Raw genomic sequence first — 295 nt, 5'->3', positions numbered from 1 at the left:
AAGGCCCGCCGTTGACGGCGGGCCGTAGCGTGTCGAGATGTCGGAACTGGCGTCAGTACTGCTTACCGGGGCGATCGCATTGGTGGTCGTCGCCCATATTGCCTGGCTAGGCCGCGCCAGCCGCAACAGGGCGAAGGTAGCCTTGGCCGCCGATATGGCAAATGTTCGCAGCGTCGTTGCGGATGCCGCCGACATTTCCGACGGCACGGCCGGCGTCGTCACCTGGGCCGGTACCTGGAACGGTCAGCGAGTCCAAGTACGCACCATCGTCGACACGCTGGCGACGCGAAAGCTG

At 65.4% G+C, this 295-nt stretch carries 1 pseudogene; it reads left to right on the top strand.

The window, feature by feature from the left end:
* Positions 1-37 precede the first annotated feature (37 nt).
* Positions 38-295, top strand: a pseudogene (locus tag EN874_RS33145) (hypothetical protein); the annotation flags it as partial.

Source organism: Mesorhizobium sp. M1D.F.Ca.ET.231.01.1.1, from assembly GCF_003999155.2.
GTDB lineage: Bacteria > Pseudomonadota > Alphaproteobacteria > Rhizobiales > Rhizobiaceae > Mesorhizobium.
The sequence above is the reverse complement of the archived record's forward strand: the minus strand, read 5'-3'. Positions and strand labels throughout refer to the sequence as shown.